The following is an 11,695-nucleotide window of genomic DNA, read 5'->3' on the forward strand; positions in this document are numbered from 1 at the left end:
CGGCCGTCGCGACCGACGACGAACGTTTCGCCGGGGTCACCGGCGGCCTGACCGACGGCGAGCGCGAGCGAGGGCGAGACGTCCTCGACCGGGCCGCGAATTCCTGCAGTCCCGAAGAGTGTCATGTGCGGCCGTTCCGCGAGGAGCTACTTAGCTTGTTTTGGTTCGACGACTCGAGGCGAGAGCAGTCGGCGAGTCGGGCGTCACGTCGGCGTTCGCGACTCGCGATACGGTCGATCGTTCAGTCAGCCGCCGCATCGATTAGCTTCTCCGCTTCGGCCCGAAGTTCGGCGGTCATGTGAAGCCCGTGCTCGTCGACGCGACGCACAACCGTTTTCGCTTCGTCTTCGGAGAGCCCCGCGCCGTCCGCACTGACGATCACGCCGATCGTTCCGGTTACCGTTGCTCCGAGTCCGTCGGCGACCGTTCGCAGTCGACGATCATCAGAAACGATCGCTACGCGGTCGTCGGCCTCGAGATGAGCGAGTACTGCCGCGATAATACGGACGTCCCCGTTCACAGCGGACTCGCCGAGGACGTCTTTCGCTCTCTCGTCGTCTAGTTCGATGTCCGGGGTCCTCGTCCCGATCGAATCTCGTTCACACAACCGCTCGAGGTTCGTCTCGGCGGGCTCGGTCGTCACTTCGTCTCGAATCGACGGCAAGACGACGGGCGTTCCGTCGAACGACTCCAGCAGTGCCAGTTCACCGATCGTGCCGAGCGCGATGAGTGTCGTCGCATCCACGTAGATACGCGTCATAGCTCCCGAGCAGTCTCAGCGTCGGCGGCGAGATCGTCGGGGGAAAGCTGCGTCGTCAGATTATGTTCGCGGGCGATCTCGAGCCAGTCGGCGACGCTCACGCCGGCGACCCGCGCGGCCTGATTAGCCGAAATCTCGCCGGATTGGTACTGCTGGACGGCGAGTCGGACGCGGAGATCCGACAGCCCTTCGCGGAGCGCCTTTCGAATCACCGTACTCTTGTCCTCGCCGAGTAACTCCGACACTTCCTCGAGAGCGGCTTCGTCCTCGTCCGGGATACGAGCGCTGATCGACGACATTGTATACGTTGTAGTACACCGTGATACAAGTGCGTTTCGACCACCGTCTCTTCTCGTCGAGTTGCTGGACACGCCGTCACGATAGTAATCACTGAAAACGAATTACACACTGATCGCAACGCCATCGCGCAATCAGGTGTGCGTTGCCTTTCAGTGGGTACTATAGCGTCGCCGTCTGTCCACCGTGAACCGCTCGAGGTCCGCGTGGTTCGGGACGCCTCGCGTCTCGTCATCAAGCGAAACGCTTCGAGTTTCGAACGATCCCGAGGCGCTCGCAGTACTCATCTGTAGAAAACGCTGGTTCGAACCGAGAAAAAACGCTACTCCGCGGGCAGGTCGTCGATCAGCACGACGGCCTCGCCGTCGATCACGGTCGCGTCGTCGTCCTCGTTGCGGACGACCGTCTCGAGGCGGTACTGCTCGTTCCCCAGGTTCTCGACGATCTCGACGCGGGCAGACACCCGGTCGCCGACGCCGACGGGACCGCTGAACTCGAGGTCCTGTGAGAGGTAGATGGTGAGTCCGGGGAGTCGAGCGAGTGCGGCACTGATGAGTCCGGAGACGAGCGTGCCGTGGACGATGCGCTCGCTGAAGCGGGTGTCCGCGGCGAACTCGTCGTCGAGGTGGAGGCGGTTCGTGTCGCCGCTGACCGCGGCGAACGCGCGAACGTCCGCGTCGGTGAGCGCCTTCTCGAACGTGACGGTGTCGCCGACGCTGATGTGCTCGGGATCGTCGACGGTGCGATCGAACTGCCAGTCGAGATCAGAGTACTCGACCGACGGGACCGGCGGGGCGACTCTATTTGCCTCCGGGTCGTCCTCGCCGTCGGCGGATGGGAGCATCGCGGAGACGGCGGCACGGTTCGCCGCAGTCGCGGTTCGAAGAAATCCTCGCGTCATCGCCGACCACGCGTTCGTCATGGCAGCGAGGTTGTCTTCGCCAGCGTTCTGGTGGGACATACGGGCGGCTAAGTGTGGCGTATATATGACTTCTTTGGCTGTTTCAATACCGTTTTACCGCTCCAAATTCGGAGTAAAATCTTGTTAGTGGCGTTCTTCCGACCGATTTCGGCTTTCGAGTTGGATTGGGACGGTCAGATTTCGATCGCGGCCGTCGCTCGTCCGGGTCAGTGATCGGCGGGCCGTCCCAACTAAAACCACTCTCTGCCATTAGATGGTATCTAGTGGAAAACCTTATGCTGTCCGCGATCCAACGTACTGTCGATGACGGACGACTCCGACCGATCGCTCTGGTTCCCGCCCGCGATGTTTACGGAGGGAATGCAGGAGATGCAGGAAGCCGGCGAGCAGGTCGCCGAATCCCAGCAGGAGATGATGAAACAGTTGCTACAGGCCACGTCGGCGAACCCGCTCGAGAACGCCTCGGCGTTCGGTCCCATGAACATGGGTACGGCGACGTTCAAGGCCCGCGTCCAGAGCGGCGGTCGGATCAGCATTCCCGGCCCCGAACGGGAAGCCCTCGACATCGAAGAGGGCGATATCGTCCAGACGATCGTCGTTCCCGTCAAACGCGACAGAGAGGATCAATCATGACACAGAACCCATTCACCGCAGTCCTCGACGCACAGCGCACCGCAATCGAACAGAGCCAGTCCCTCACCCACGACGCCCTCGAGGCCCAGCAGACCTCGATCAGCGCCTTCGCCGACGCCGTCGAGACCTCGAGTTCGCTCGCCGAGTCCAACGCCGAGCTGACCAAGAGCGCGATCCACGCCTACTTCGACGCCCTCGAGGCGTCGCTGCCCGAGGAGGCCGCCGACTTCGGCGAGCTCCGCGAACTCGTCGATGACGGCTTCGACTCGGCCACCGAGGCCCAGTCGCAGTCGATCGACGCCTCCCTCGAAGCGCTCGAGGAGTCCGAGGTCGCCTACGAGGAGTTCGCCGCCAGCTATGCGGAGGTCGTCGACACGTCGTTCGACGCCTATCTCGAGGCCCACGAGCAGGTCGAGGAGAACGTCGGTGCCGTCGCCGAAAACGTCGAAGAGGCCGCCGACGAGTTCGACGTCTCGGCGTAGATCCGGGCGCAGGTTTTTATCGCACAACCGTCAATTTTCACCCATGTCAGACTCACAGCCCCCGATGCAAGACTGGAACGCGTTCGCGGAACAGTGGAACGAGCAGTTCCTCGAGGCCCTCGAGGACAATATGGAAGCGCAGGCGCAGTTCGTCGAGAGCTGGTCGGAGACCGTCGGCGAGGTCAGCGACGACAGCGAACTCTCCGACGGCGTCGAGGGATACGCCCGCGCCTACGAGACGTGGATGAACGCCTCGCAGCAGATGGTCGAGCGGGCGAACGACCAGCTCGAGGGCGAGGACGTCGACGTCGAGGAGTTCCGCGACATCTGGCTCAACACGGCCAACGAGGCGTTCAAGGAGGTCATGTCGACGACCGCCTTCGCCAAGATGACCGGCGAGACCGTCGGCGACGTCCTCGAGCTGCAGGAGCAGGCCGACGAGGCCGCCCAGGAGACCCTCAACTCGCTGGGCTTCGCGACCGAAGGCGACGTCGTCGAAATCGGTGACCGGCTCGTCGAACTCGAGCGCCGCCAGCACGCCGTCGAGGAGAAACTCGACCGCGTGCTCGAGCACCTGGAAGACGAGCAATGAACAACCCCTTCGCAACCGCACTGAACATGCAACGGCAGGCCTGGGAGGCGACCGCCGGCCTGGCCGAGAAGACGCGGGTCGCGCCCGAGCGCACCGAAACCGTCCAGAACATCGACGTCGGGCAGACGCCCAGCGAGGTCGTCTACGAGGAGAACAAACTCGAACTCCTCCACTACGAGCCGATGACGGAGGAACAACACGACGTTCCCATCCTCATCGTCTACGCGCTGATCAACAAGCCGTACATCCTCGATCTCCAGCCCGACCGCTCCGTGGTCCAGACGCTGCTCGAGGCCGGCTTCGACGTCTACCTGATCGACTGGGGCGAGCCCTCAAAGCTGGATCGCTCGCTGTCCATCGACGACTACGTCACCCGCTATATCGACAACTGCGTCGACGTCGTCCGCCAGCGCTCCGGGCGGGATTCGATCAACATCCTCGGCTACTGCATGGGCGGCACGAAGTCGGCCATGTACGCCTCGCTGTACCCCGAGAAAGTCGAGAACCTCGCGCTGATGGCCGCCGGCCTCTGTTTCGACGGCGACGGCGGCGTCCTCGAACTCTGGGGTGCCGAGGATTACTACGACCCCGAACGGGTCACCGATACCTTCGGCAACGTTCCCGCGGAGTTCCTCGACGTCGGTTTCGCGCTGATGGATCCTGTCGCGAACAACGTGACGAAGTACGTCCGGTTCTACGACAACATGGGCGACGAGGACTTCGTCGAGAACTTCGCTCGCATGGAGCGCTGGCTCGACGAGGGCATCGACATGGCCGGCGTCGCCTACGAGGAGTTCATCCGGGACATCTATCAGGAGAACAAGCTCTACGAGAACGAGCTCGAGCTGGGCGGCGAACGCGTCGATATCACGAATATCGACATGCCCGTCCTCCAGATCGTCGCGGAGTACGACCACCTCATTCCGCCGGAGGCGTCCAAGCCGTTCAACGACGCGGTCTCCTCGACCGACACCGAGATCCTCGAGTTCCCGACGGGCCACATCGGGATGTCCGTCTCCTCGCGGAGCCACGAGGAACTCTGGCCGGAGGTCTGTGACTGGTTCGAAGCGCGGTCGACCGACACCGACGTGGAGTCCGAACCCGAGACGCCGGACTCCGAGGACGCCGACGCAGCCCTCGCCGAGGACGTCGCCGGCGACGAATCGGGTGCAGAGGACCTCGCGGACGGCGGCACGAGCGTCGAGACGGGGTCTGACACCGACGCCGACGCCGATACCGATGCCGATACTGGTCTCGAGTCCGAGACGAGCGACCGCTCGGACGACGAGATCGTCGAGCGCGCCGAAGACGACGTTCAGGCGGAGCCCGCGGAGCCGGGCGAGATGACCGTCGACGAGGACGTCGTCGAGGAAGTCGCCGGCGAGGAGGCCGCCTCCGAGATCGAGTCCGAAACCGACGATCTCACCGATCTGACGGGCGTCGGTCGCGCGTACGCGGACGACCTCGACGCGGCCGGGATCGAGACGTTCGATCAGCTCGCGGCCGCCGACGTCGCCGAACTCGCCGCCGAAACGGGGATCTCGCCCAGCCGGATCGAGGACTGGATCGATCAGGCTCGAGAGCAGTAGCTCTCTCGGTTATGTTCCGGCCGTTTCCCCGCCACTGTTCCCCTTTTTGAGCGTTCCTGCTCGAGGTGAGCCACCGGATCGGACCGCGAAGTCAGCCGTTCGCTCGAGTCGTGTTTTCCCTCGATCGACGACCGGATCGGCAGCGAACTGCCCTCGTTGGCTCTGTTGAAACCCTTAGACCATGATCGGTTGGGTCCCTTCCGCGATAATGGATGCGTCTTTTTGCTTGAATCCATGTGAGTTTTCAGTCGATCGGATCGCTGATATATAGTGTGAGCGCATACCCGCGTCTTCAGGCGCGGGTCGAGCGGTAGGCATAGTACGTCCGGGTCACGTTGCTACGAACGGCTGGATTTCCCACGCTATTCGGTAGTTTTAGATGGTCACTCACAATAGTGTGTAGTACGAATGAAGACCACACGGCACGCAACCTACAACCTCAACTACCACATAGTGTGGTTGCCGAAATACCCCCATTCGGTACTAGTTAACGAGGCCGAAGACCGTGTGCGCCGAATCCTCCACGAAATCGCCGACGAGAAAGGGCTGGAGATTATCGACCTCACCGTCCAATCCGACCACGTTCACCTGTTCGTGAGTAGCCCCCCGAAGCGCGCGCCGTCACTTCTCGCCAACTGGTTCAAAGGAATCAGTTCGCGGAAGTACAACCACCGCCACGCCGACCACGACGGCGAGAAAATCAAATGGGCGCGAGGCTATTACGCGGGAACGGCAGGGCATGTCTCAAGCGAAACGGTCCAAGACTACATCCAGAGACACGATGAGGGAGACACGTGACTGAACTCACCGAGACGCTGGAACTCAAGCTTGTGGAACCAAATGCCCACAAGCACCGGAAACTCTGTGAGACAAAACAGGTGTACCAAAACGCTCTTCAAGCCGCTTTCAACGCGAATTGTGCCACTCAGACCGAAGCGAACAACGTGGTGGTTAACTACAATCTTTCAGGATACGCGAAGAACGCGCTCAAGAAGTACGTCCCGCAGCTCTGTGGCGGAAGCTACGACGCGAATGAGCTTCACGACGACCACCCTGTCCGGTTCACGAACGAAGGCCCGAAACTCGACCACAAGCCACAGAACGCAATTGAGTGGTACATCAAAATTCCGCACCATGACGACTACAACCTGTGGCTCCCTGCGCAACCGGATCCTGAACAACAGGAGTGGCTGGAAGCGTTGTACGCAGGGGACGCGAAGATGGGCGAGTGTCGGTTGTTCGGCCGTGACGGCAAGTGGTACTTGCACGTCGTCGCAACGCGAGACGTGGAGGAACGGCCCAGTTCGGCGTCCGAAACGCCGATTGGGGTAGACATCGGGGAAGCCTCGTTGTTAACGGTGTGTCACCGTGACGAGCGCGGCACCCCAGCTACACCCAATCTCTGGAACGACGAAGGCAAGCGAGTCAGACAACTCCGTGAGACGTATTTCACGGCGACCCGCCGCCTTCAGCAACGCGGAAGTGAACGTATCGTAGAGTCCTACGGAGATTCACTCTGGCGGCAGATAGACGATATTCTCCACACGGTCACGTCGGAAGTCGTCGCCTACGCCGACCAATTCGAGAACCCCGTGTTAGTTCTGGAAGACTTGACGCATATCCGTGAGAACATGGACTACGGCGCGTTCATGAACCGCCGTCTACACGGCTGGGGATTTGCAAAGCTGCACGCTCAGATTCGGTACAAGGCCACCGAGAACGGGATTCGTGTGGAGACAGCGAATCCCGCGTATACCTCGAAGACGTGCCACTGTTGCGAAGAACTGGGTTACCGGCCAGACCAAGCGACGTTCACGTGTTCAAACTCGGAGTGTTGGGTCTCGGAGTACCACGCAGACATCAACGCCGCGCTCAATATTGCAGATTGCTACCTCAGCGGAGAGAGCCATTCAAGAGAACACACGGATGGCGATGACTCGGCTGAGGAAGGGGGCCGTTTGACCGGCCCGCAAGACAGCCAAGCCGATGCTGAAACCCAGCAAGTGACGCTTGGAGCGTATGCGTCTTGAAACCTTAGGGTCGAATCGCTCGGCCTGAAATCCCATGGTGGGATTCCCGCGACTTTAGGCGCGGGAGGAGGTCAACCGCAATCCATTGCTCACCACTTCGTCTGAGGAGAGTTCGATTGTAAACGACGTCAGGCCGATGAATAGTGGTTAACTCAATACGGTCCGGTTGAATCGATAGTAGCCGAGTCCGAGTGGGATGATGATCCAAGCGACGACGAACACCCACGCGAACCATGGTTCAAGGTAAAACGGTACGTCTCCAGCGATTCGATCAGCTGTCGAAATGGTTTCCACGCCGGCAATGTCGACGAGCGTGCTCGAAATCACCCCGAGTGGTTCCCAGAGTCCGATTCGCTCCATGAAGACATACCATGTCGGTAGATCGGTGCTTCCAGGGAGTTCCCGTTCGCCGAGCCAGTAGATCCCCATCGGTACGGTCCACCAGAGCCAATCGAAAAGCACGTAGATGCCGAGCACACCAGCGACCGCCTTCGCGCGGGTGCTGACAGCGGCGGAGACACCGACCGCAACCGAGACGTACACCAATCCGATGACAAGCGAGACCACCAGTAATCCCACGTAGTCGGCGATGACGAACCCATCATAGAGCGCTGCGATCACGACAGCGCCGACGAGGAATCCGATCACGGTCGGGACAGCGACAACGGCGGCTCGACCGAGTACCTTCCCGACGACAACGTCCAAGCGAGAGTTTGGTAACCCGAGTAAGAACCGTATGCTTCCCGATTCGCGTTCTTTGACGATCGCTTGATAGCCGACGACCAGTCCGACGATCGAGATCATGGCGGTCATCCAGGTGAACGCGAAACTCACTGCGTCCTCGAATCCTGGGGCCGGTCCCTCGCCAGGGATGTGTAGGAGTTGCGGAATCGCTGAGATACCAGCGACGACGAGGATCATAAGCGCAGACAGCACCCAGAGCAGTTTTGATCGAAGCGCATCTTCGAAGTCCTTCCGAGCGACCTGCACCCAGCTCATGTCTTTGCCTCCGACGACGTTTCGGTGGCTTCACGTGTCGACGTTCGGCTCGATGACGGTCGATCACCGGTGGTGAACGCTGCGAATAGATCCTCAAGTGACGGCTCTTCGCTCGTAATATCTGTAACGACAGCTCCAGTATCTTCGACTGCGTTGATGACGGGGGCTTTTTGAGTCGAATCGGCTAGCGCAGCGGAAATCTCCGCCCCATCAACGTCCACGTCCGAGACACCTTCGAGTGATTCGAGAGTCGAAACAATGTCGTTCTCAACGGCGTCAACCGTGACAGTGAGTCGAGCGTCAGCATCGAATTGCTTTTTCAACGAGTCGATGGTGTCTTCTGCGACGAGCCGTCCATCCTTCATGATTCCGACGCAGTCGCAGATCGCTTCGACTTGCTCCATGATATGGCTAGAGAAGAAAATGGTCGCGCCGCGGTCGTTCTCATCACGGATGATCTCGCGCATCTCGCGGGCACCGTTGGGATCAAGTCCGGACGACGGCTCGTCGAGAATGAGGAGATCCGGGTCGCCAACGAGCGCCATTGCGAGCGCGACGCGTTGTTTCATCCCGGTTGAGAACCCCCCAGCTTTCCGATCCGCTGCGTCAGCAAGTCCGACGCGTTCGAGAAGAGCATCAGGGTCGTTGTCTGCATCTTTCGTATCGATGGCGAACTGGACGTGCTTCCGGGCGGTTAGTCGCTCATACATTCCGAAGTCTTCGGGAAGAACACCAACCGATTGGCGAACAGCGAGAGACTCATCCGTGATATCGTGACCAAGTACCGTCCCCGATCCTGACGACGGCGGAGTGAAACCAAGTAGCATATTGATCGTCGTCGACTTCCCCGCGCCGTTCGGTCCGAGAAATCCGTAAATTTCTCCTTCTCGAACTTCCAGATCCAGGGACTCAACTGCTGTTACATCCCCAAAATATCGGGCGAGCAATCTGGTTTCGATAGCCGTCATCTAGCCCTCTAGTTTTCCGATCGGTAAATACCTTCACATGACTCTGTTGATATCCTATCGGTTATATTATCTGCGTTGAAACACGCGTTAGGTGGGCACGTAGAAGTCCCGTTTTCTCGTCGGGTTCGCTCGCGTTGCTCGCTCACCGCTCTCTGCTTACGGGCGCTTCGCGCCCGTTCGCACGGTCAGCGGGACCAGAGGTCCCGCTCAACACCAAAAATCTATACGCTACAAAGGCCGCTCGCTCCCTGACTCACGGGCTAGCGCCCGTTCGTCTGTCCACGGCGCGTTGCGCCGCGCTGCTGGTCGCTCGCGGGTGCACTCCTCGTGACTCGACCGCAGCGGAAACTCCTCGCTACTATGCGTTAGAGGGGTAGGTCGAAATTGTGGACGATGCACGCAAAAGCGAGTTCACGAAATCGTTTCCACCAGCGTCGTGAACGGACGAATGTACCCGGGTACACTACTGGCCACACCTGTAACTCCCCAAGAGTTTCAACAGAGCCCTCTCGTTCAGCATGAACCGACAGAAATCACTGAGCGCTGCCCGTCGGCTTCGAGTCGGGTTTGTATCGGGAGTGAAGTTATGAAACTAACGGGTCGTTATTTACCATCGCGCGTTAAATGTGTGACTCATGTCCATGGATGGTCGTACCTGTGTCATCACGGGCTCGGCGAAGGGGATCGGTCGGGGTATCGCGGAGTACCTCGGGCAGGAAGGTGCGAACGTCGTCATCAACTACCGGTCGTCAGAGGGAGCGGCACACGAGGCCGTCGACGCGATCGAATCGGCGGGCGGTGCCGCCATCGCGGCCAGGGCCGACGTCTCCGACCGCGCCGAGGTCGAACACATGGTCGAGGCCTGCCACGAGGCGTTCGGCCCGGCCGACGTGCTCGTGAACAACGCCGGAATCACGGCCGACAAGCAGTTCACGGAGATGTCCCGCGAGGAGTGGGATCGCGTCATGGACGTCAATCTCGGCGGCATGTTCAACTGTACCCAGCTGTTCTACGACGATATCTGGAACGCCGAGGAGGGCCGACTGATCAACATCTCGAGCGTCGTCGGCAAACAGGGCAACTTCGGGCAGGCTAACTACGCCGCCGCGAAAAGCGGCATGTTCGGCTTCACCCGGACGATCGCCCTCGAGCTCGCCCAGGGCGGCTCGACGGCTAACTGCGTCGCACCTGGCTTCACCGCGACCGACATGCTCGAGAGCGTCCCCGACAAGGTGCTCGACCGGATCATCGCCGGCATCCCGCTCGCGCGGTTGGCCGATGTCGAGGACATCGCGGCCGTCGTTCGGTTTCTCGCCAGCGAGGACTCCTCGTACGTGACGGGAGAAGTGATCGACGTCAACGGCGGGATGGATCTGTAGTCGCGCCTTGAGCGGCGGTCACTCTCGAACCGTCTCCACGGGTCGATCACGTGTCTGCTTGGGAGAGAGGTGCCAGCAAGCGAAGTACAAACTTGAGAGTTCGTTACTCGTCGTCCGTTTCACCGATCCGATCGTTGGTTTGCGTCTCGGACGGTGGTTCCGGCGGTTCAAATGCCGCGGCGAGGAGTCCGACGATGCGCGTCTCGAGGAACTCTTCGAGCGACCGCTGTGAACGGAGGCCGACCGCGGCCAGAATCGCGGCGAAGAGATGGATTCCGAACAGCGCCGGCGAAAGCGCGGCTCCGAGAACGGCGAGCGAGAGGCCGAGCGCGGACAGCACGAAGAGACTTGTGATGGCGATCGGTCGATCGCGCACGGATCCGCTGATCCTCGCCGCAAAGTCGGTGATCGCCGACGTCGGGGCGGCGGTCGACAGTTCGCTCAGCGTCCGATCCAGTGCGGCGATGAACGGTCCGATAGCTAGGGTCTCTCGGAGATCGATAACGATGACGTTAGGGTCAGGCTCGGCAGTGAGCCATCGGTAGCCAAACGACGACGTCACGTACCGCCGCCCGATCATCCCGAGAGTGGTGATCCGCGCCGTCGAGTTCCCCGCTCGGATCCGCGAATTCGTCTCCGTGACGGCGGTTCGGATCGCCGATCCCGCGAGGAGCGTCTCGAAGGGAGACGATACGCTCGAGCGTCCATCGCAACCCGGAAGCCGACGTACGCCGCGAGCGGTACCAGCAGTAGCGGCGAGCCACCCCAGGCGTGGATACCGGCCGCAACTGAGCCTCCGAAGACGAAAGCGACGACCCACGTCAGCGGTGTTTGGAGATGCGCTCGAACACCGACGCGGGGAGCCACACCACCCTCGAGTCGCCGCTGGAGGTCGACGGCGAGCCACGTCAGCGTCAGGAGCGTGATCCCGAGCCAGAAGTACTGGTGAAGCTGGTGATCGATGAACCCGAGGCCCGTATGACATCCTCCGCGCCCTAAAGGGCGCGGTTTCCTCCGTGGGAGTCTCGGCTATGCCGATTCCCC

General features: G+C 60.9%; 15 protein-coding genes and 1 pseudogene. 8 read left to right on the forward strand and 8 right to left on the reverse strand.

What is annotated here, in order from left to right; all coding sequences use genetic code 11:
• Positions 1-241 precede the first annotated feature (241 nt).
• The 4 genes from PGX04_RS14795 to PGX04_RS14810 all read right to left on the reverse strand — a co-directional run bounded on the left by PGX04_RS14795 (position 242) and on the right by PGX04_RS14810 (position 2,018).
• Positions 242-760 carry a PIN domain-containing protein gene (locus PGX04_RS14795; protein ID WP_273739208.1) on the reverse strand — a complete coding sequence of 173 codons (519 nt, stop codon included), beginning with the start codon at positions 758-760 and terminating at the stop codon, positions 242-244.
• On the reverse strand, positions 757-1,059 hold the full coding sequence (locus tag PGX04_RS14800) for a UPF0175 family protein (RefSeq protein ID WP_273739209.1): 303 nt from the start codon (positions 1,057-1,059) through the stop codon (positions 757-759). Before PGX04_RS14800 ends, PGX04_RS14795 begins: the two co-directional genes overlap by 4 nt.
• A gap of 150 nt (positions 1,060-1,209) precedes the next feature.
• The gene (locus PGX04_RS14805; protein ID WP_273739210.1) at positions 1,210-1,344 is read right to left on the reverse strand and encodes a hypothetical protein; all 135 of its coding nucleotides are present in this window, start codon (positions 1,342-1,344) and stop codon (positions 1,210-1,212) included.
• A 35-nt stretch (positions 1,345-1,379) separates the two neighbouring features.
• Positions 1,380-2,018, reverse strand: a complete 639-nt coding sequence (locus tag PGX04_RS14810; protein WP_273739211.1) for a MaoC family dehydratase — start codon at positions 2,016-2,018, stop codon at positions 1,380-1,382.
• A gap of 264 nt (positions 2,019-2,282) precedes the next feature.
• On the opposite strand from PGX04_RS14810, the gene PGX04_RS14815 reads away from it, so the two are divergent.
• The 6 genes from PGX04_RS14815 to PGX04_RS14840 all read left to right on the forward strand — a co-directional run bounded on the left by PGX04_RS14815 (position 2,283) and on the right by PGX04_RS14840 (position 7,305).
• Positions 2,283-2,612, forward strand: a complete 330-nt coding sequence (locus PGX04_RS14815; RefSeq protein ID WP_273739212.1) for an AbrB/MazE/SpoVT family DNA-binding domain-containing protein — start codon at positions 2,283-2,285, stop codon at positions 2,610-2,612.
• On the forward strand, positions 2,609-3,094 hold the full coding sequence (locus PGX04_RS14820; RefSeq protein ID WP_273739213.1) for a hypothetical protein: 486 nt from the start codon (positions 2,609-2,611) through the stop codon (positions 3,092-3,094). Before PGX04_RS14815 ends, PGX04_RS14820 begins: the two co-directional genes overlap by 4 nt.
• 43 nt (positions 3,095-3,137) lie before the next feature.
• The gene (locus PGX04_RS14825) at positions 3,138-3,686 is read left to right on the forward strand and encodes a poly(R)-hydroxyalkanoic acid synthase subunit PhaE (protein WP_273739214.1); all 549 of its coding nucleotides are present in this window, start codon (positions 3,138-3,140) and stop codon (positions 3,684-3,686) included.
• Positions 3,683-5,275, forward strand: a complete 1,593-nt coding sequence (phaC, locus tag PGX04_RS14830; RefSeq protein ID WP_273739215.1) for a class III poly(R)-hydroxyalkanoic acid synthase subunit PhaC — start codon at positions 3,683-3,685, stop codon at positions 5,273-5,275. Before PGX04_RS14825 ends, phaC begins: the two co-directional genes overlap by 4 nt.
• Before the next feature lie 408 nt (positions 5,276-5,683).
• Positions 5,684-6,073, forward strand: a complete 390-nt coding sequence (gene tnpA / locus PGX04_RS14835; protein ID WP_273739216.1) for an IS200/IS605 family transposase — start codon at positions 5,684-5,686, stop codon at positions 6,071-6,073.
• A complete protein-coding gene (locus PGX04_RS14840) occupies positions 6,070-7,305 on the forward strand; it encodes an RNA-guided endonuclease InsQ/TnpB family protein (RefSeq protein ID WP_273739217.1) in 1,236 nt (411 codons plus the stop codon). The genes tnpA and PGX04_RS14840 overlap by 4 nt, the downstream gene beginning before the upstream one ends.
• Positions 7,306-7,452: 147 nt before the next feature.
• On the opposite strand, the gene PGX04_RS14845 is transcribed toward PGX04_RS14840, so the two are convergent.
• The 3 genes and pseudogenes from PGX04_RS14845 to PGX04_RS14855 form a co-directional block, all read right to left on the reverse strand.
• A complete protein-coding gene (locus PGX04_RS14845) occupies positions 7,453-8,304 on the reverse strand; it encodes an ABC transporter permease subunit (RefSeq protein ID WP_273739218.1) in 852 nt (283 codons plus the stop codon).
• Positions 8,301-9,272 (reverse strand): ABC transporter ATP-binding protein, encoded by a 972-nt coding sequence (locus PGX04_RS14850; RefSeq protein WP_273739219.1) that lies wholly within the window; start codon positions 9,270-9,272, stop codon positions 8,301-8,303. The genes PGX04_RS14845 and PGX04_RS14850 overlap by 4 nt, the downstream gene beginning before the upstream one ends.
• Before the next feature lie 365 nt (positions 9,273-9,637).
• A pseudogene (locus PGX04_RS14855) lies at positions 9,638-9,727 on the reverse strand (IS5/IS1182 family transposase); the annotation flags it as partial.
• 180 nt (positions 9,728-9,907) lie between these two features.
• On the opposite strand from PGX04_RS14855, the gene PGX04_RS14860 reads away from it, so the two are divergent.
• Entirely contained in the window at positions 9,908-10,651 is a 744-nt protein-coding gene (locus PGX04_RS14860; protein ID WP_273739220.1) for a beta-ketoacyl-ACP reductase, read from the forward strand.
• Positions 10,652-10,754: 103 nt separating this feature from the next.
• Here the strand turns inward: PGX04_RS14860 and PGX04_RS14865 are convergent, their stop codons facing one another.
• Positions 10,755-11,231 (reverse strand): hypothetical protein, encoded by a 477-nt coding sequence (locus tag PGX04_RS14865; protein ID WP_273739221.1) that lies wholly within the window; start codon positions 11,229-11,231, stop codon positions 10,755-10,757.
• Positions 11,232-11,488: 257 nt separating this feature from the next.
• On the opposite strand from PGX04_RS14865, the gene PGX04_RS34655 reads away from it, so the two are divergent.
• Positions 11,489-11,650, forward strand: a complete 162-nt coding sequence (locus tag PGX04_RS34655; RefSeq protein WP_377042792.1) for a hypothetical protein — start codon at positions 11,489-11,491, stop codon at positions 11,648-11,650.
• Positions 11,651-11,695: the final 45 nt, after the last annotated feature.

It is taken from the genome of Natrinema soli, assembly GCF_028618695.1.